Source organism: Hymenobacter cellulosivorans (assembly GCF_022919135.1).
GTDB lineage: Bacteria > Bacteroidota > Bacteroidia > Cytophagales > Hymenobacteraceae > Hymenobacter > Hymenobacter cellulosivorans.
On the sequence record NZ_CP095049.1, the window covers coordinates 1,751,622 to 1,770,610 of the forward strand.

Annotated in this window: 12 protein-coding genes and 1 tRNA gene; 6 read left to right on the forward strand and 7 right to left on the reverse strand. The window is 59.1% G+C overall.

The window, feature by feature from the left end; translation table 11 throughout:
- Window positions 1-29: 29 nt before the first annotated feature.
- The 3 genes from MUN80_RS07550 (at window position 30) to MUN80_RS07560 (ending at window position 6,621) form a co-directional block, all read left to right on the forward strand.
- Window positions 30-5,381 carry a hypothetical protein gene (locus tag MUN80_RS07550; RefSeq protein WP_244721801.1) on the forward strand — a complete coding sequence of 1,784 codons (5,352 nt, stop codon included), beginning with the start codon at window positions 30-32 and terminating at the stop codon, window positions 5,379-5,381.
- Between the two features lie 323 nt (window positions 5,382-5,704).
- Window positions 5,705-6,343 carry a glycerol-3-phosphate 1-O-acyltransferase PlsY gene (gene plsY / locus MUN80_RS07555; protein ID WP_244721812.1) on the forward strand — a complete coding sequence of 213 codons (639 nt, stop codon included), beginning with the start codon at window positions 5,705-5,707 and terminating at the stop codon, window positions 6,341-6,343.
- 47 nt (window positions 6,344-6,390) lie between these two features.
- The gene (locus tag MUN80_RS07560) at window positions 6,391-6,621 is read left to right on the forward strand and encodes an HTH-like domain-containing protein (protein ID WP_244721814.1); all 231 of its coding nucleotides are present in this window, start codon (window positions 6,391-6,393) and stop codon (window positions 6,619-6,621) included.
- A gap of 158 nt (window positions 6,622-6,779) precedes the next feature.
- Here the strand turns inward: MUN80_RS07560 and MUN80_RS07565 are convergent, their stop codons facing one another.
- Both MUN80_RS07565 and MUN80_RS07570 read right to left on the reverse strand, forming a co-directional pair.
- Window positions 6,780-9,140: a sensor histidine kinase gene (locus MUN80_RS07565; protein ID WP_244721817.1), complete on the reverse strand. Its 2,361-nt coding sequence runs from the start codon at window positions 9,138-9,140 to the stop codon at window positions 6,780-6,782.
- Between the two features lie 91 nt (window positions 9,141-9,231).
- The gene (locus MUN80_RS07570; RefSeq protein ID WP_244721820.1) at window positions 9,232-9,882 is read right to left on the reverse strand and encodes a response regulator; all 651 of its coding nucleotides are present in this window, start codon (window positions 9,880-9,882) and stop codon (window positions 9,232-9,234) included.
- A 360-nt stretch (window positions 9,883-10,242) separates the two neighbouring features.
- On the opposite strand from MUN80_RS07570, the gene MUN80_RS07575 reads away from it, so the two are divergent.
- A complete protein-coding gene (locus MUN80_RS07575; RefSeq protein WP_244724847.1) occupies window positions 10,243-11,610 on the forward strand; it encodes a dipeptidase in 1,368 nt (455 codons plus the stop codon).
- A gap of 244 nt (window positions 11,611-11,854) precedes the next feature.
- Here MUN80_RS07575 and MUN80_RS07580 read toward each other — a convergent pair whose 3' ends face one another.
- From MUN80_RS07580 to MUN80_RS07590, 3 genes are all read right to left on the reverse strand, one after another.
- On the reverse strand, window positions 11,855-12,688 hold the full coding sequence (locus MUN80_RS07580; protein WP_244721826.1) for a porin family protein: 834 nt from the start codon (window positions 12,686-12,688) through the stop codon (window positions 11,855-11,857).
- A 143-nt stretch (window positions 12,689-12,831) separates the two neighbouring features.
- On the reverse strand, window positions 12,832-13,521 hold the full coding sequence (locus MUN80_RS07585; RefSeq protein ID WP_244721827.1) for a porin family protein: 690 nt from the start codon (window positions 13,519-13,521) through the stop codon (window positions 12,832-12,834).
- A gap of 324 nt (window positions 13,522-13,845) precedes the next feature.
- On the reverse strand, window positions 13,846-14,589 hold the full coding sequence (locus MUN80_RS07590; protein WP_244721828.1) for a porin family protein: 744 nt from the start codon (window positions 14,587-14,589) through the stop codon (window positions 13,846-13,848).
- A 274-nt stretch (window positions 14,590-14,863) separates the two neighbouring features.
- Here MUN80_RS07590 and MUN80_RS07595 point away from each other — a divergent pair, with 274 nt between their 5' ends.
- Window positions 14,864-15,970, forward strand: a complete 1,107-nt coding sequence (locus MUN80_RS07595; protein WP_244721831.1) for an acyloxyacyl hydrolase — start codon at window positions 14,864-14,866, stop codon at window positions 15,968-15,970.
- Between the two features lie 16 nt (window positions 15,971-15,986).
- Here MUN80_RS07595 and MUN80_RS07600 read toward each other — a convergent pair whose 3' ends face one another.
- The gene (locus tag MUN80_RS07600) at window positions 15,987-17,027 is read right to left on the reverse strand and encodes a quinone-dependent dihydroorotate dehydrogenase (protein ID WP_244721834.1); all 1,041 of its coding nucleotides are present in this window, start codon (window positions 17,025-17,027) and stop codon (window positions 15,987-15,989) included.
- Between the two features lie 233 nt (window positions 17,028-17,260).
- On the opposite strand from MUN80_RS07600, the gene MUN80_RS07605 reads away from it, so the two are divergent.
- Window positions 17,261-17,336: transfer RNA gene (locus MUN80_RS07605), tRNA-Lys, on the forward strand.
- A gap of 76 nt (window positions 17,337-17,412) precedes the next feature.
- Here the strand turns inward: MUN80_RS07605 and MUN80_RS07610 are convergent.
- A complete protein-coding gene (locus MUN80_RS07610) occupies window positions 17,413-18,951 on the reverse strand; it encodes a YifB family Mg chelatase-like AAA ATPase (protein WP_244721837.1) in 1,539 nt (512 codons plus the stop codon).
- Between the last annotated feature and the right edge of the window lie 38 nt (window positions 18,952-18,989).

Consider the following 18,989-nt stretch of genomic DNA (forward strand, 5'->3'; position numbering starts at 1 on the left):
CCGTCGTATCAGGTCTTGACGGAAAAAGTATGAAGCAACTTGCTTTTGGGTGGCTATGCGCGGTGGTGTTGGGACTAAGCACCCCCGCCTGGGCCCAACAACCAAAAACTCCCTCCAAGCAGCCGGCCACCGCGCCGGCCGCGCCGGTATTGCCCAAATTCACGGGGAAGCTGTCCAAGGAGCCCGCGCAGTTTATCATCGATGTGCAGTCGATGATGGTGGCGGCCAACAATGCCCAGGCTAAGGCCGTGGGTGCCAAACTACAGCAGCTCTGGGCCAGCAACAAGCTCACGGCTACCCAGCAAGGGCGCATCGTGGAAATTTCCCAGCAGATGCTGCTGCGCAAATACAAGCCCTGGCCGGCTATCAGCGGCTTCTTTCAGGGCGTCGTGGGCGGCGCTACCGTCCAGAGCTTCTCCGACAAGCAGATGGACGAGTTTCTGGAAGTGGTGGTCAAAACCGTGAACCGGGAGCAGCTCGGCAACGCCGAGAAATTCTTGGTCAGCGCCGGCCAGTTTCTGGATACCAAGACCCTCTACAAATCCCGCTATAGCACCCTGCGCGCTGTGGGGGGCACGTTCAGCTTCGCCTACAACGAAACCGACATGCCCCAGCCCGCGCCCGCGCCCCGGCTGGGCGCTCCTGCTGCGCCAGCCGCCGTCGTGACGGGCCCGGCCCTGAACACGACCACGCCCGCTGCGAAGCCGGCCGCCAAACCCGCGCCCAAAAAGAAAAGCAGCGACGGCTGGGATACGGCTGACGTGTGGGATACCGGCAGCGACGACGGCTGGGGAACGCCCAAGAAAAAGCCGGTAGCCAAGGCTCCTGCGGCTAAAGGCACGGCTCCGGCCGCCGCCCCCGAGCCCGAACCCACGCCTGAGCCTGCCGCAGTTTACTACGACAGCTACGTGGCGCCCGCCACCCGCGGTCCGGTAATGCTGCTTAAGGATGCCGACCTGTTTATGGCCACTGCCGGCGACTCCATCTTCATCCGCAAGACCAACGGGGTGGTAGTGCCCGGCACCAACCGCTTCATCGGGCGGGGTGGGCAGTACGCGTGGTCTATCAAGCAGAACTTGGTGACGGCCGACTTCGTGAACTACGACTTCGACATGAGCAAGGCCGAATTCACGGCCGAGCCTGTGACGCTGACGTATCCGGCCGTGCTAGAGGCGCCCATTCAGGGAGCTTTTGCCTACAAGAGCATCAAGAAAAAGACCGGGGCCGCCGATACTGGCTACCCGCGCTTTATTTCTCTTACCAACGATGCCCGCGTAAAGAACATCGGTGAAAACATCCGCTACTTCGGGGGCTTTTCGCTGGCTGGCAGCCGGACACTCTCGGCCTCGCTCGACGGCAGTCTTTCGCGCATCATCGTGGACGTGGATGGCAAAACGAAGTTCCGGGCCTCGTCGCGGGCATATTTGCTGGGCGATACACTGATTTCGGCCGACCGCGCCGCCGTGACCATTTTCCAGGACAAGAGCGACTCGCTGACTCACCCCGGCGTGAAGCTGCGCTACTCCAAGACCCGGCAGGTGCTGCAGCTGGCCCGCGAGGATGGCCTCTACAAAACCACACCCTACACGGACTCCTACCACCAGATGGAAATTGCGACGGAGCTGCTGACCTGGCCGCTCAAGACGCCCTACATCAACCTGGCCATCCTGACCGCTAAAAACCAGGTGACGGCCAACTTCGAGTCTCGCGAATTCTACACCAACACTCGTTACCAGCAGATCAAGGGCATCAATAAGCTGCACCCGCTGCAGATGGTAGTGGGCTACAGCCTGCAGAACGGCAACGCCAAAGCCTTTACGGTGCAGGATGTGGCCAAGACCATGCAGGTGAAAGAGCCCAACGTCCGTTCGGCCGTGGCAGGCCTGGCCAAGGACGGCTACGTGCAGTGGAACCCCCAGACCGAGCAGATTGTGCTCCTGCCCAAGGCCATGCACTACGTAAACTCGTCGCGCGGTAAGAAGGACTACGACCACATTGCCATTCGCTCGTTGTCGCCCTCGGGCAAGAACGCCACGCTCAACCTGGCCACCAACGACCTGATTGTGCGCGGCGTGGACCGTTTCAACTTCTCCGACGACTCCGTGACGGTATTCGTCAAGCCCGACAGCAGCGTTATCAAGATCCAGAAAAACCGCGGCGTACTCTTCAATGGTACTGTGGTGGCCTCGGCCTTTATTTTCAAGGGCAAGGAGTTCAAGTTCGACTACGACGGTTTCTACGTGGACCTGGTCAAGATTGACTCCATCATTGTGAAGGGCAAAGGCACGAAAGGCTCGGTGATGAAGGCCCGCAAGGAAACCGATTTCACCCTGACCAACAAAAAGAAAACTTCGGCCGGCCGCCTCTACATCAACGCGCCCAACAACAAGTCGGGCCGCAAGAAGCTAGGCGCCTTCCCCTCGTTCGATGCTTCGACCGGGGCCTATGTGTTCTTCAACAAGCCCGAGGTACTGGGTGGGGCCTACGACACGACGATTTACTTTGACATTCCCCCGTTCAAGATTGACTCGCTCAACAACAAGAACCGCTCGGCCGTGGGCTTCAAGGGAACGTTCGTATCGGGCAATATTATGCCCGAGTTCAAGACCAAGCTTACCCTGCAGGACGATGGCTCCCTTGGTTTTGTGTACGACGTGCCCAAGGACGGCTTCCCGCTATATGGCGGCAAGGCCCGGCTGTTCAACAAAGTCACGATGAGCAACCGTGGTATCCAGGGCGTAGGCGAAATGAAGTATTTGACCGGTGACCTGTTCAGCGACCAGTTTATCTTCTACAAAGACTCGGTCGTGACGGTGGGTAAAACCGCTACCATTGCTCAAGGGCCGCTCAACGGGGTAGAATATGCCAAAGTCTCGCTGCTGCCGGGCTACCAGATGAAGTGGGTGGTGAAAGCTGACTCCATGTACCTGAGCACCCAGCGCGACGGCCAGGCTATGAAGTTCTACGCCGGCGACTACAACTACAAAGGTACCGCCATCCTGACGCCGACCGGCCTGTTTGGCGACGGCCGCATGGATGGCCCCCAGTCGTTTATCCGCTCCCGTCAGTTCGTGTTCAAACCTACGAGCTACTCGGGTAAGAAGTCGACGCTGAGTATTAAGTCGGCCGAGGCCAACAAGCCCGCCCTGACCGCCAACGAGGTGTCCTTCCAATACAACATCAAGCAGGGCTACGCCGACTTCGCGCGCGAGGAAGGCAGCAAGGCCAGCATCGACTTACCGTATTCGGATTACCGCACTACGCTGAGCGGTGGTAAGTGGGATTTCAAAAAGAAAGTGGTGCAGATGCGCGTGGCGGCGGGCGCCGACTCGTCGCGCTCCTATTTCTACTCCACCAAGCCCGAGCAGAAAGGCCTCAAGTTCCGGGCCAGCACCGGGCAGTATGACCTGAACCGCTACCGCCTCATTGCCGGCGGGGTGCCTTACATTGCCGCCGCCGATGCCTGGGTTGAGCCCGACAGCAACAAGGTCTACGTAATGGCTGGTGCCCAGATGCGGGCCTTCCAGAACGCGCGCATCACGATGGATACCCTGGCCAAGTACCACAACCTCTACAAGGGCGAAATCAAGATTCAGTCGCGCACGTCCTTTGTGGGTAACGCCCTGTACAGCTACAAAAACGCCTCAGCCGACTCCTTCGCCATCAAGTTTACCAACTTCGCCGTCGACTCGGCGGCGGTGCTGGGCGGCAAGGGCAAGGCGCTGGCCGGGAAAGGCGTGAAGGGTGTGCTCAAGAAAAAGGATACCGATGGCAACACGCCGTTTGCGCCGCCCACCACGGCCGTAGCCACCATTCAGGCCACCGACAAGTTCCACCTCGCGCCCCGCATTGCCTACCGCGGGGCCGTAAACCTGAACTCCCAGAAGCGGGGTTTCACCTTCGACGGGCAAAGCCGCCTGGAGTTCAGCAAAAACGCCGCCTCAGCCGAGTGGTTTGCCGTGCAGGATAGTATCGACCCCAAAGGCATCCGCATCAAGCTGAACGGACCAAAAACCGACGACGGCACGCCCATGCTCACCGGCCTGTTCCTGTCCGACGCTACGGCCAAGGTGTACCCGCTGTTCGTAGCCGCCAAGCCGGGCATCACCGACATGAACATCTTCCAGGTAGATGGTATCCTGAGCTTCGACGCTAAGAAGGGCAACTACACCATCACCCGCAACGACCTGGCCGACCCCAACGTGTACGAAGGCAGCGTCATGACCCTGCACGACTCTACCGGCGCCCTCGACTTCCGCGGCAAGGTGCTGCTCCTCAATTCCAACAAGGATTATAACGTGCAGTCGGCGGCGGTGGGCTATGCCAAACCCGACAGCAGCATCTACCACCTCGATACGTTCATGACCTTCGACATCAACATGCCCGAAAAGGCGGTGGAAGCCATGGGCACCGATATGGCCACCAACACCAAGGGCCTCCCCGAAGCTCTGGACGGCTCCCCGGCCCTGCTGTACAAAATGGGCGAATTCATCGGCAGCAAGGGCGTGCAGAGCTACATGGACCGCAAGGGGGGCTACACCCCACTGCAGAAAGTGTCGCCGAAATTCCTGCACACGCTGGTGCTGAGCAAGGTGGACTTGCGCTGGTCAGATAAGTTCAAGGCCTGGTACTCGGTAGGCAAAATTGGCCTGGTAAGCGTCGGCAAAAAGGACATTAACGCCCAGATTGACGGCTACATCGAAATCAAGAAGGAAGCTACCGGCGACGCCGTGGAAATGTACCTGGAAGCCGAGCCTCAGACCTGGTACCACATCCGCTACTCCAATAACGTGCTGCTGACCAAGGCCCAGCACGGCTCCTACGACGAAATCATCGGCTTCAAGGCCAAGGGTGACTACAACACCGCCACCGAGTACGGCTTCTACCTCGGCGACGAGCAGGAAAAGGACCTCTTTACCCGCCATTTCCGCAAGGACTACCTCGGCGACAACAGCAAGCCCAAAGCCGCTCCCGCCCGGCCGGTAAGCGAAGGCAGCTTCGACTTCATGGAAGAGAAGAAGAAGAAAAAGAAGGACAAGGATGCCGCCTTCGACGACGGTAGCCAGCCCGCTGCTGATGCCCCGGTAGAAGACGCCGGCAAAAAGAAGAAAAAGAACAAAGACGCCACTGCTGATACCGGCACCGACCCAGCCGCCGAGCCCACCGAGGATACCGGCAAAAAGAAGAAAAAGGATGATACCGCTGCTACCCCGCCCACCGATGCTCCCGTGGACGAAGGCAAGACGGCCGCCCAGATGAAAAAGGAGGAAGCTGCTAAGGCCAAAGAGGCCGAAAAGCTCAAGAAGGAAGAAGAGAAAAAGGCCAAAGAGGCCGAGAAAAAGAAGAAAAAAGGCGAAGAAGACCCCTTCGGCGACTCCTAAGCTTCTCCTGCTCTTCACCACCTACTCACAGCCCCGCCCCGGTTTCCGGCGCGGGGCTGTTTTTTTGGTATAAAGGTTCCAGCCCGTCCTGTCGGCCATTCTCTGCGCATCAAGTGGAGAGCAGACACCTTGCGGGGCGTCGTTGAAGTACTCGTTAGCCGTCAACACGCGAAACGTTTCGCTTTGCTTGACAGGGCGGGAAACAGCTCAAGTCTTACGGCGACCGTAAAATAAATCTCTCTCGCAGTGGGGAAGGGTTGGGGTGGGTTTCTCGTAAGAGGGCTTTGTTATCTTTGACCGCCACCGCCCCGTTTAAGCCTTTTATGAACCTACCCCTCGTCCTGGCCCTGCTCGTGGCCGCCTACCTGCTCGGCTCCATCCCGACGGCCCTTTGGGTCGGCCGCCGCTTCTTCGGCCTCGATATCCGGGAGCATGGCTCCGGCAACGCCGGCGCCACCAACACCTTCCGGGTGCTGGGCAAAAAGCCGGGCTCCATCGTCATGGCCATTGATGTGTTCAAGGGCTGGGCTGCTACCATGATGGCGACGGTGATGCTCAACCAGGGCGCCATCCGCCCCGATCAGCTGCTCTACTTCCAGCTGGCCTGTGGGGCTCTGGCCGTTATTGGGCACATTTACCCGGTATTTGCCCAGTTCAGAGGGGGCAAGGGCGTAGCTACGGTGCTGGGTATGATGCTGGCCATTGCCCCGGCCACGGTGGGCGTCTGCATCCTGGTGTTCCTGGCGATGTTGTTCTTGTTCCGCTACGTGTCGTTGGCTTCCATGTCGGCCGGGGTGGCTTTTGCCTTTTTGCAGTTGCTGCCCCCGTTCCGCCCCGATAACAACCTACTGCTAGGCTTCGGCTTCGTGCTGGCCGTGCTGCTGATTTATACCCACCGTGCCAACATTGGCCGCCTGCGGGCCGGCACCGAGAGCCGCGTGCCCCTGTTCGGGCGGAAGTAGGAATAGTTGAATTCTATACAACTCACAAATCCACTAACCTTGAATCCATGAAGCATTTATTTACTCAAATTTCACTTGCCATTGAACAGGCGGCACTGGCAAATCAAAAAGTTGCCATGCTGCATTTACAGGTTTTGAAGCACGCTGACGAATTAGCCGCAGTGTCTCCAAAAGACTTTTGTGAAGCCGTGGGCCTACAGGATTCTTACAAGGCAGAGTATAGTAAGATGCTCAAATTGGCTTCTGTTATGAAGCAGGAGAATCTGAAACTGGCCTAAGAATGCCGCGCCTTCGTTTGATTGTTATTCGGACGACGCTGGTGCTAGTGTTGCTATAGCCGCGGCCAGATGCTGGCCGCGGCCCTGCGGTCCGAGAGGATATGATTAGAAGCTGTACCCCGCCGCTACCAAGCCGTGGACAATACAACCCGGGCTGCTCAGATACCAGCCCTACTCCCCACTGGGAGCTGCGTCTGCACCGGGAGGGTAATCGTGACGATGGTGCCGCGGCCGGGTAGGGAGTTGAGCTCGATGGTGCCCTCAAAAAGGGCCACCCGGTTGCGGATGGTGGCCAAGCCCAGGGTTTTGGACAGGGCCGAGGGCGTGGTGGGCAGAAAGCCCGCGCCGTTGTCTTCCATGCTCAGGTACACTTCTCCGTCTTCGTGCACCACGTGTAGGGTAGCTTCAAGAGTATGAGCATGCTTAAGCACATTATTGACCAACTCCTGCACGATGCGGTAAATAGCCAGGTCCATGAGGTGGGGGCGGGGCTGCTCCAGGCCCTGGAAGTGGGAGTGCAGCTGTAACTGGCCGGGCGGCAGGTGCTGGGTGAGCTTCTGCAAGGCCGATTGCAGCCCGAAGTCTTCCAACACGATGGGGGTAAGCTCAAACGACACCGTACGGGTAGCCCGAATAGCTTCATTGAGCAAGTCCAGCACTTTGTTGGGCGTGCCGGGCGGCAGTTGCAGCTGATGCTCGGCGTTGAGCTTGGCGGCAAACAGCAGCTGCCCGATGCCATTGTGCAAGGCCTCCGAGATGCGACGGCGCTCTTCTTCCTGGGCCGTCAGCACGGCCTGCAGTACCTCGCGCTGCTGGCGCAGCTGGGTCTGGGTGGCTTCGGTTTGCAAGCGGGTCAGCTCGGTCACGTCGCGCAAGATCAGCAGGCCGCCCCCGGTGGCCTCGGGCGGTGGGGGCAGAGGAATGGCCGTCACGTCGAAGTGGCGCGAGCCGGACGGGGAAAACGACAGGTGGGTGCGGGGCCGGGCCTCGCCGCTGAGCAGGGCCTGAATCACCTGGCCCGGTCCCGAATCAGGGGTGAACGGCAGGTGGTCAAACAGCGCTTGGCCAAGCATGGCGGGCTCGGTCTTGCCGGTGAGGTGCTCCATGGCCTGGTTCCAAGCCGTGATGTGGCCCTGCTGGTCGAAGGCCAGGATTCCGTCGGTGCTGTGGTCAAGCAGGCTGCGCACGAAGTTGCGTTCCTGCCGCAGCTTTTCGCGGGCCTGCTCGGTCTCGGTCACGTCGATGGCAAAGAACACGCCCTGCTGGCGCTGCTGGTCGAAGTAGCCGTAGTTCTGGTAGTACACCTGCTGGCCCTCGTGCTCGGCCGCGCCCACGAAGTTGACTTGCTCGCCGGCCAGCAGGCGCCTCGCGGGCTCGGCTAAGCTGGGAAAGGTATCAAACACCGTGTAGCCCACCAGTTGGTTGTCGGCCACGCCCACGCGGCGCAGGCCCGCGCCCACCATCTCTACGTATCGGCCCTCGGGTGTTACGCGCCCCAAAATCACGGGCATATTGTCGAGGACGTGCTCCAGCAGGCGGTTTTTGTGGGCCAGCTCTTCCTCGGCGGCATAGCGGGCCGTCACGTCGCGCATCAGGCCGCTGAGGCAGTGCGGCCGGCCCTGGGCGTTGGCTACGGTGTGGCCGTAGGCCGCCACGTAGTGCACCGAGCCATCGGGCCACAGCACGCGGTGGGTGAGGTCGAGCTGGGCGCCGTACTGTATACAGGCGTGCAGGGCTTTTAGCACAGTGGGCAGGTCGCCGGGATGCACGGCCTGGGCCAGCACGTCAAACGACGCTGGATTGGGGTCGTGGGCGCGCCCGAAGCAGGCCTGGGCCCGTTGGTCCCAGCGCAGCTGGTTGTCGGCAAAACTCCACTCCCACATGCCCTGCTGGCTGGCCGTGAGGGCCCGGTCAAGGCTTTCCTGTTGCTCGCGCCGCTGCCGGATGGCCTGTTGCAGGGTTGAAATATCGGCCAGGGCCAGGCGGCAGCCAGGCTGGTCGTTGGCATCGGGGGCGGCCATGGCATCGAGGCGGGCATCGAAGATGGTGCCATCGAAGGCCTGAAGCTGCACCTTGAGCGTGTAGTTTACGTCGGTGGGGCTGGCCAGGGTAGTCCGGAAAAAGTCCTGAAAGGCTTCCCGGTAACTTTCCAACACAAATACCGCAAAGCGCCGGCCCAGTAGGTGCTCGGCCTCGGTCTTAAAATAGCGGCTCACCCGCGGGTTGAGATGCCCGATAATGCCTTGTGCGTCGAGGGTCACGTAGCCCAGGGGGGCCACGTTGTAGAGGTTTTCGTAGCGGGCCCGGGCGGCCTGGGCTTCTAGCTGGGCCTGCTGCAGTTCCTCATTCTGCAGCTCCAGCTCCAGCTGGTACTCCTGCAGTTGCCGCACGAGTTCCTGCACCTGCTCGGGCGTTTTGCCGGCCACATTTTGGGTTATCAGTTGTTCCCGTTGCGCATCGCGCAGGGGAGTACCCTGGTGGTCGGCGTTGGCTGGGTAGGTCAAATCCAGTGCGCTCATAGGTGCAAGTAGTGCGGGCTGCAGAAAAGATGTAGAACGAGGGGCGAAGGGGCGAGCAGGGCGGGAAGACGGAAGCGGAGCGTAGAAGTAATTATTGCAGCAGGCCGTTGCGGGCGGCGTACCGAATCAGGGCGGCGGTGTTTTTGGCCTGGGTTTTCTCGATGATGTTCTGGCGGTGGGTTTCGACGGTACGCTTGCTGGTAAAGAGCTTATCGGCAATTTCGGCGTTGGTCATGCCTTCGGCAATAAGCTGCAGCACCTCCATTTCCCGCCTCGACAGTCCGCCGGCCTTGGCTGCTGCCGCGTCGGGAGTAGCAGCGGGAGCTTGCAGCACTTTGGTGAGCATGCTCATGCCAATTTCCGAGCCCAGGTAGCGTCGGCCCTCCATGACGGCCTCAATGGCCTGGAAGATTTCCTGCTTGCCCGCCGATTTGAGCACGTAGCCGTGGGCCCCGCTTTCCAGCATCCGCCCCACGTGGCTTTCGTCGTTGAGCATCGACAGGGCCAGCACCCGGATGCCGGGGTATTCGTCGCGCAGACGGGCAGCGGTGGCAAAGCCGTCGAGCGTGGGCATGTTCACGTCCAGCAGCACTACGTCGGTTGGGGTAGAGGGCAGTTGGCTCAACAGCTCTTCGCCGTTGCCGGCTTCGCCTACTACTTCCAGGGTGGGCTCAGCTGCCAGCAACGAGCGGAGTCCGTCGCGAATGATTTGGTGGTCGTCAACTAAGAAAAGCCGGGTCATAGTGCTTGCAATTGGTGGGTGACGCGCCGCCGCCTGGCAGCCTAAGCAGATCACTGCACCACCCAATCAGGAACCAGATGGGCAGCTCGGCCCAGCAGGCAAGGGGGAGCTGCTCACGACTCTGGCCGAGAAAGGAATGGCGTATTTCTCAGGTAGCGTACGTGATACGGAAGGATTGGACAAGGAATTTTAACCTTTTGTCGAGCAGAAAGCCAAGCTCGGCGGGTAAAAATGCTACTGCTCTGGTCGAGTCTCAACAGGCTGGTGCGGCCGGTGGCCGGTCGGGTACGGGAGCTTGCCGCATTCCCGTGCGGGCGTGTTACTTTTACGCCACATCCCATCTTGTCTAATTCTTCCCGCATGGCTTCCTACCTCGAAAGCAACCAAGAGCGTTTTCTGAGCGAATTGCTCGACTGGCTGCGTATTCCCTCGGTTTCGGCCGATCCTAAGTTTCACGGCGACGTGCTGCGCGCCGCCGATTACCTCAAAACCCGCCTCGAAGAAGTGGGCGTGGAGAATGTGGAGCTGTGCCAGACGGCCGGCAACCCTATCGTCTACGGCGAGAAAATCATTGATCCCAGCCTGCCCACGGTGCTCGTGTACGGCCACTACGACGTGCAGCCCGCCGACCCCTACGAGCTCTGGACGTCCGGCCCCTTCGACCCCGTCATCAAGGACGGCAAGATCTACGCCCGCGGCGCCTGCGACGATAAGGGCCAGGTGTACATGCACGTCAAGGCCTTCGAGGTGCTGATGCAGGAAGGCGGCGTGCCCTGCAACATCAAAATCATGATTGAGGGCGAGGAGGAAGTCGGCTCCAACAACCTGGGCATCTTCGTGCGCGAAAACAAGGAGAAGCTCAAAGCCGACGTCATTCTGGTGTCTGACACGGGCATGATTGCCAATGACACGCCCAGCATCGAGGTGGGCCTGCGCGGCCTGAGCTACCACGAGGTGGAGGTAACCGGCCCCAACCGCGACCTGCACTCGGGCCTGTATGGTGGTGCCGTGGCCAACCCCATCAACATCCTGTGCAAGATGATTGCCTCCTTGCACGACGAGAACAACCACATTACCATTCCCGGCTTCTACGACAACGTCGACGAGCTTTCAGCTGAGGAGCGGGCCGAAATGGCCAAAGCCCCGCACTCCGACGACGAGTTTAAGCAAAGCATCGGCCTGACCGACATCCACGGCGAGAAAGGCTACAGCACGCCGGAGCGCGTCAGCATCCGGCCCACGCTCGACGTGAACGGTATCTGGGGCGGCTACACCGGCGAGGGTGCCAAGACCGTTATTGCCTCCAAGGCCTACGCCAAAATCTCGATGCGCCTGGTGCCCCACCAGACTTCCGACGAAATTACGGCCTTGTTTCAGAAGCACTTCGAAAGCATTGCCCCGGCCAGCGTGACGGTGAAGGTGAAGCCCCACCACGGCGGGGAGCCCGTCGTGACGCCCACCGACTCGGTAGCCTACAAAGCCGCCGCCGACGCCATGGAAACCACCTTCGGCAAGCGCCCCATCCCCACCCGCGGTGGCGGCTCCATCCCGATTGTGGCCATGTTCAAAACCGAGCTCGGCCTCGACACCGTCCTGCTCGGCTTCGGCCTCGACTCCGACGCCATCCACTCGCCCAATGAGCACTACGGCGTATTTAACTTCCTGAAGGGCATCGAAACCATCCCGCACTTCTACCGCAACTACGCCGCCGCAATGACGGGCAAATAAGGAGTTAGTGAGGAAATGTGCTGATGTGCTAATACTCCGGAGGCCTTGCGAGCTTTCTGCGCATTAAGCAGAGCCGAAACCATCCGTCCTCTGCTGGTGACATTATTTTACATCAAAAGCCCTAACGTCTACTCAGGCGTTAGGGCTTTTCATTTTAGAGGCCTCAGCCCATTTCAAGGAACGGATTGACGCCGCTTGATGCACAGCATGACCTGGGTCCTGGCAAGGACACAATGATTCAGCGCTAGGGCTTGGGCGTAGTGGCCGGAGCGGGAGTAGGCGTCGGCGGTGTTGTAGTGGCCGGGGTAGCGGGGGCGGCATCCGTGGGCGTGGCGCGGCTCTTTTTCCGGAACAGGCGGAAGGGAGCTGTTACCAGGAATTTAACCCCGCGCCCAATGCCGGTGCCGGCATCAACCAGGGCGCCGCCGAGCTGGCCCGTGCCCACGTTGTAGCCCAGATACAGCTCCATCACGCTGTTGCGCAGGCGCACCTGTACCTGGTCCTGCAGCAAATCGTCGGCGAGCTGGGCCCCATCAAGCGGCTTTTCTTTGACGAAGGCTACAGGCTTACGCACGTTAGTCAGGTCGGCATTGTAGCGCCAGCCAATCTGCACCCCCGATTTATCCTGGTACCCAAAGCCCACTGCAAAGCCGTACGACTGGTCCCGAAAGCTCGACTTACCGGGCAGCACCAGCGTGGGCGAGGCCGGCGTGGCCTCCAGCAGGTAGCTGAACTGGGGCCCGGCCTCAAAGAACAGCTCGTCCCAGTGGTATTGCAGCAGCACCGGCACGTCGAGGTAGGCGAAGTGAGTCATCACGCTGGGGCCATACTGCAGCGAGTTGTCGCCCTTCATGGTATAGAGTGCCTCGGTCTGCAGGCTCCAATTGGGCAAAAAGCTGGGCCGCAGTTGGGCCATTAGGCCTCCATGGGCGCCCACCCGCCAGTTGCTTTCTCTGGCATCGTAGCCCACTACATTCGACACGTTGCCCCCGAGTTTGAGTCCGACGCGCAGCACTTGCGCCTGGCTGATACTGCCCGCCAGCAGCAGAGTAGAGGCAATCAGAAAAGCTTTTTTCATGGACGAAGAAAGGGAACAGCGGTGCTCAAAGGCCCGGTACAGGGAGTAAAGCTAAGCAGAGTTTGGGCCTTGCTGCATGCGGCACTCACGAAAAAGCCCGGCCTTTCCGAGGAAAAGCCGGGCTTGTGTCGCCGTACGACAAATTACTTATTGGGCAGCAGGTAGCCCAGGGAAAGCTGGAAGGCCGAATTGCGGGCTTTGCCCAGGTCCCCGTTGAAGTAGCTGCCGTCGTCACTCTTCACAAAGTCGCTGAAGCCACCGGTGTAGCGCAGATTCAGGCTGACGCCGTTTTCGGCCTGGTAGCCGATGCCGGCCACGTAGCCCAGTTCATTGCGGTTGAGCTTGCTCAGGTCCTTCTGATTGTTGGTCGTGGAGGTCGTAGAGTTGCCGTTTATGCTCGAGGTAGTAGTTACCTTCGTTTCATCCTTCACACTAATCAGGTAGGAGTACTGCGGACCGGCTTCGAGCACCAGCCCGCTGGCATTGATCTTGAAGAGCACCGGCACGTCGAGGTAGTTGTAATTTACCTTGCCTTCCCGCTTCTGGGTGGTGAGCAGATATTTGTACTCGGTAGGCTTATTCTCGAAGCCTTTCTGGGAAAACAGAATCTCGGGCTGCACCGACAGGAACCCGTCGCCGCTTAGGTCGGCGTTGAGCATTACGCCGCCCAGGAAGCCGATTTTGTTGTTGTAGGTGCTTTCGTTCTGAACGTCACCAGCTAAGTTAGAGTAATTGGCGCCGGCCCGGAGCCCCAGGCGAACACCCTGGGCGCGGGAAGCACTAATCGTCGCGACCGATAGCAGAGAGGCTAATACAATTACGGTCTTTTTCATGGTACATGGGGGTTGAGGTACAAGGAAACTTGTCGGTTCAGCTTAGGCGAAAAATATGCCAGAGTGCTTCCGCCTAGGAAACCCATAAACGAAAAAAGCTCCATTCTGGCTTTAGAATGGAGCTTTTTTGAGCAAGAGCAAACTGGTACGGGGAGCCTGCCAGCAACTAAAACCCAGAGTTATACTGCGGTAGGCTATACTCTCAATCACCAGGTTCTGGCAGTGTAGCTTCAGCTGTGCAAGTAAGCCGCCCAGACTGGTCGGTAGATAAAAAAAGTGGCTGCCCGTTGGGAGCAGCCACTTTTTGCCAATGCTAAACGAGCCTTATTTGCCCAGTGGGAGCAAGTAGCCCAACTGCAACGTGAAAGCGTTGTTGAAAGCTTTGGGGTCGTTTTTGGTGTCTTTCGAATCAATCAGCGAGTTAAATCCGCGGGCATAACGCAGGCCCACGCTCAAGCCACCTTCTGTCTGGTAGCCCAGGCCGGCTACGCCGCTGATGTCAAACTGAGCCAAGTCCGACTTGTCGGCATCGTCGCGGGTTACGCCGGTGTAGTCCTGGAAGCCGTTGTTGTCTTCCACTTTGTCCTTGGTGCCGTTGCTGTACTTGGTAGTGGTCTGCTGCTTGGTTTTGGAGCCAAACAGGTAGCTTACCTGCGGGCCCAGCTCGAAGAACAGGCCACCAGCGTTGATTTTAGCCAGCAGGGGCACATCCAGGTAGTGCAGTACGCGCTGCTGCTCAAATTCTACCGAGGAGGTCCCGCTGGGCAGGCCCGCCGTCTGCTTGGATTTGATTTCGTAGCCCTTGCGGTTATATAACAACTCGGGGGCGAAGGAGAAAAACCCGTCGCTGCTCAGCGGAATGCTGGCGCTCACACCGGCGTTGTAGCCCACCTTGTAGTCGCCCAGGTCGCTGCTGTAATTGGTACCGGTGATTTGCGAAACGTTGTCGCCGGAGATATTGGAATAGGTACCGCCGACTTTTACCCCGAGGCGGAAACCGCCCGCATCTTGGGCGTGAGCAGCGGAAGTGGCAGCTAAGGCTAAGGCAATGGTTAGATACTTTTTCATGGTAGGAGAGACGAAAAGATGGGGGGTGGAAAAAGTGTGGTTTCAGGTGAAAGACACGCTTCGAAAAATGGTTAGATAGGCCTAATAGCGTAAAGCCGCCCGGGATTGTTGCGGCCGAGCCCATAATTACTTTAGAATTAACCCAATGATAATTAATCTGTTTCCGGGAAAGCTCATCGGTTTCAGCTTGTTGCGAGGTGCAGAATAATGGCGCGTTTCCGTCGGGGCTTGCTTGGGTTTAGCTACTTTTGGAGGAGCTTGGATTTATTTTTCTATGATGATTCGCTACGGTTTGCTCGGGGCTCTGCTGCTCGGTAGTACTATCGGCTGGGCTCAGCAGCCCATAGCCACAGATGCCCGACCCCCGCTGATTGTGGGGGCCTACGCGCAGGGCAGCTTTATTATTGGTCACACGCCCTCCGTGAAGCATCTGGTAGCCTCGCACCCCACGGGCCTGGAGTTGAATCTGCAGCGCCAGACCAACGGCAAAGAGCCATGGCACGCCTGGTACAAATACCCCAAAGTGGGTTTGGCCCTGGTATATTACGACTACCACAATCCGGTGCTGGGCAAGTCGTACGCGGCCACGGTGTACCTCAACAAGTCGTTTTACCGCTCGGCCCGACAGGAGCTGAACTTCCGCATCGGTACGGGCGTCGGTTTTTTCCCGATCCGCTTCGACCAAGCTACCAACCACAAGAACAACATCGTCAGCTCCCGCCTGAACGCCACGCTGCAGATGCGCCTGGAGTACGACGTGGCCCTGGCGCCCCACTATGGGCTGCTGCTGGGCGTGGGCCTCAATCATTATTCCAACGGAGCTACCACCAAGCCTAACTTCGGTATCAACCTGCCCACCGTATTTCTGGGGCTCAACTATCATCAGCAGCGTCCGTTCCGGCCGTTGAGTCCCAACCCGGGTAGGGAGCCTGACGACGTGGGCCACAACTTCCTCAACCTGAGCACTAGCCTGGGTTTTAAGCAGCGCAACGAGTCAGACCGCCGCAAGTACACGGTACAGTCGGTGACGGTGGCGGTGGGGCGGCGCGTCAACCGCAAAAGCAACTTGCTGTTGGGCGCCGAGGGCTTCTACGACCGGTCATTGTTGGCCCAGCTGCGCGACACGACCCGGACCGGCGAGCAGCTGCCCGATGTGAAAAAAGCTGGTGTCTTCTTTGGGCACGAGCTACTGTTTGGGCAACTGGCCGTGGTGTCGCACCTGGGGTTTTACGTGTATAATCCCTACAAATCCAACAAGTTCTACTACGAGCGAATCGGCCTCAAATACCACTTCACCCGGCAGCTCTGGGGAGCCGCCGACCTGAAAGTACACCGCGGCTCAGCCGATGTGGTTGAGCTCAAGCTGGGCCTGAAGTTGTAGCTGACGGGCCACGTCCCTACTTCTGCGAGCCGGCTACCAGTGCCTGATTGATCCGCTTTACCAGCGCCGGTCCTTCGTAGATAAAACCCGTGTAAAGCTGCACCAGAGCCGCGCCGGCCTGTAGTTTTTCCAGCGCGTCGGCAGCCGAGGCTATGCCGCCGACGCCAATAATGGGCAAACTGCCTTCGGTGCGGCGGTGCAGGTAGCGAATCACTTCAGTAGCCCGCTGCCGCAAGGGCCGGCCACTCAGGCCGCCCGCCCCAATGGAAGTCAGCTGGGTGGCTGGGGTATGCAGCGCGTCGCGGGCAATGGTCGTGTTGGTTGCTACCAAGCCGCTGAGCTTGGTTTCGGCCGCAATCGTCAGGATGTCGTCGAGCTGGCCATCAGTGAGGTCGGGAGCAATTTTGAGCAACAGCGGCTTGGGGCGGGGTTTGGCCTGGTTGACTTCCTGCACTTGCTGTAGCAGCCGAATCAGGGGCTCCTTTTCCTGGAGCTGCCGCAGGTTAGGCGTGTTAGGCGAGCTGACGTTGACCACGAAATAGTCGACCGTATCAAACAGGGCTTCGAAGCCAGCTACATAATCGGCGGCGGCCTGCTCGTTGGGTGTGTCCTTGTTCTTGCCGATGTTGCCGCCGATGATAATACCGGAGCGCCGCTGCCTCAACCGCCGCGCTGCTGCTTCCGCGCCCTCGTTGTTAAAGCCCATCCGATTGATAAGAGCCTCATCCTGCGGGAGTCGAAACAGGCGCGGGGTAGGGTTGCCAGGCTGGGCCCGCGGCGTCACCGTCCCGATTTCGACGAAGCCAAATCCCAGGGCCGCCAGCTCGTCAGTTAGCTCGGCATTCTTGTCGAAGCCCGCTGCTAGCCCCACCGGATTCCGGAATTTTAATCCGAAAACTTCCCGCTCTAGTCCTGGGTGCTCAAAGTCGTATAGGCTGCGTAGCAAAGCTGGCGTGCCCGGCAGCCGGTAGCCGCGCCTGAGGTTGTCGAAGACGAAGTGGTGGGCCTGTTCCGCGTCAAGCTGGAAAAGCAGGGGTTTAAGCAAGGCTTTGTACATAGCGGGCCAGAAGGTATCCGGTCACAAAGCTCTTACTTATTTGGCTACAATGTTGCCTGCTTAGGCCCCTGGGTGTGTAAGTTTTCTGCAAAATTTATTTGCTTGATACTAAGCAGGCTAGGGGTGGTGAAGGGATAAAATTCTAAAGTTATAGAGCTGATAGTTGCACAATAGCCGGGTTTATGCCACTTTTGCAACCCCGAAACGCGAATCACGTTTCGCCTTCGGGTTCTGATTCTGTAGCTCAGCTGGTAGAGCAGTACACTTTTAATGTACGGGTCCTGGGTTCGAATCCCAGCGGGATCACCACAACGCCTCACTTGCACGCTGCAAGTGAGGCGTTTTTCGTTCGTGCGGGTCCAGACGTGCTGGTTGTGCGGCGGCATTAGCCGGCCCAGCCTTCCCGGTCGAGGGAGCGGTACTGGATGGCTTCGGCTAGGTGCTCTAGCCGGATTTCTTCGGAGCCGCCCAGGTCAGCAATGGTACGGGCCACTTTCAGGATTCGGTCGTAGGCACGGGCCGAAAGGCCGAGGCGTTCCATGGCCGTTTTGAGCAGGGCCCGGCCCGCCTCGTTGATCTGACACAGTTCCTTGACCATCTGGGAAGGCATCATGGCGTTGGAGTGAATCTCCGGGAACTCCCGGAAGCGTGTTACTTGCACTTTTCGAGCCTTTTCGACACGCTGCTGGATATTCTCGCTAGTTTCGGCCTTGCGCGTTTCGGTCATCTGGTCGAAGGTGACGGGCGTGACTTCCACGTGCAAATCAATTCGGTCGAGCAGCGGGCCACTGACTTTGTTGAGGTAGCGCTGCACCACGCCGGGGCCACACACGCACTCCTTCTCGGGGTGGTTGTAATAGCCGCAAGGGCAGGGGTTCATGCTGGCAATGAGCATGAAGTTCGAGGGAAAGTCGATGCTGACCTTGGCCCGGGAAATCGTGACGCGGCGCTCCTCCAGGGGCTGGCGCATGACTTCCAGCACGGTGCGCTTAAACTCAGGTAGCTCATCTAGAAACAGCACGCCGTTGTGAGCCAGGGAGATTTCGCCCGGCTGCGGATTGCCGCCTCCGCCCACCAGCGCCACGTCAGAAATAGTGTGGTGTGGGGAGCGAAACGGCCGGCTGGTAAGTAGAGAAGCATTAGCCCCCAGCTTGCCCGCTACCGAGTGAATTTTGGTCGTTTCCAGGGCTTCCTGAATCGAGAGAGCAGGCAGAATACTGGGCAGGCGCTTAGCCAGCATGGTTTTGCCCGCACCGGGCGGCCCGATCATTATCACATTATGACCACCGGCTGCCGCTATTTCCAGGGCCCGCTTGATGTTTTCCTGGCCCTGCACGTCGGCAAAGTCGGCGGCGTACTGGTTGGCCGTGCTTTGAAACACGGTGCGAGTGTCGAGCTGCAACGGCTTAATTTCCAGACGGCCTTCGAAGAAGTCGATGGCCTGCTGCATATTTTCCACCGCAATAACGTCGAGGTTATTTACAATGGCGGCTTCCTGGGCATTGGCCCGGGGTAGAATAAAGCCTTTAAAACCTTCCTTACGGGCCTGAATGGCAATGGGCAGCACCCCGCGAATCGGGCGCAGTTCCCCGTCCAGGGCTAGCTCGCCCATGATGATATACTCGCCGAGTCGTTCGGTATTCAGCTGCTGGGAGGCGTGCAGAATGCCGAGCGCAATGGGCAAATCGTAGGCCGAGCCTTCCTTGCGGATGTCGGCCGGGGCCATGTTGACTACCACTTTGGTGCGCGGCATCCGGTAGCCCCGCATTTTCAGCGCCGCCTCAATCCGCTGCTGACTTTCCTTAATGGCATTGTCGGGCAGGCCTACCACGTAGAAATTGGTGCCCTGAGATACGACTACTTCGATGGTAATGGTGTTGGCGTTGACGCCCTGCACGGCCGAGCCATACGTTTTGGTAAGCATAGAGGATAAAGAATAAGTCGATAAGTAATGCGGAGCTA